At 48.2% G+C, this 483-nt stretch carries 1 protein-coding gene; it reads left to right on the plus strand.

Features of this window, described 5'->3' with window-relative positions:
• Positions 1–483: AMP-binding protein (locus L693_RS0111415; protein ID WP_025717354.1), on the plus strand; the 483-nt coding region annotated here is incomplete at both ends.

Here is a 483-nt window from a genome sequence, read left to right on the forward strand (position 1 = left end):
ATCGTGAAGGCTGGATCTGCTTTCATGGACAATATCAGACATTCCATACACGCCATGAACTACCTGCCGTCTGACCATATGCTCCCCGTTGTACCGTTTTCTCACTTCTATGGTATTTCACTTATTTTCTCCTGGTGGTTAACCTCATGTTCTCTCATCATCTGCAATCCTAAAAACCTCTGGAGCGTCATTGCAAGTATTACGAAAGACCGGGCGACGGTCGTAGATGCTAACCCCTCGGCTTTTTACACCTTGTTGCGTATGTTAAACCGTAAACCCGAACAACTGGAAATGGTAAAGGAATCTCCAGTACGCATGTGGTGCGTAGGCGGTTCCCCACTTACCCAAGACCTCGAAGAAAAATTTAACAACATATTTGGACAGCCCTTGCTGAATGGTTACGGCCTTTCTGAATTGGGCAACGTTACGCTGGGGACGCTGGAGTGTCCGCAAGGCTGTGGCAAACCGTTGCCTGGTGTGGAC

It is taken from the genome of Paenibacillus sp. 1-18 (assembly GCF_000520755.1).
In the GTDB taxonomy this organism is placed as follows: Bacteria; Bacillota; Bacilli; order Paenibacillales; family Paenibacillaceae; genus Paenibacillus; species Paenibacillus brasilensis.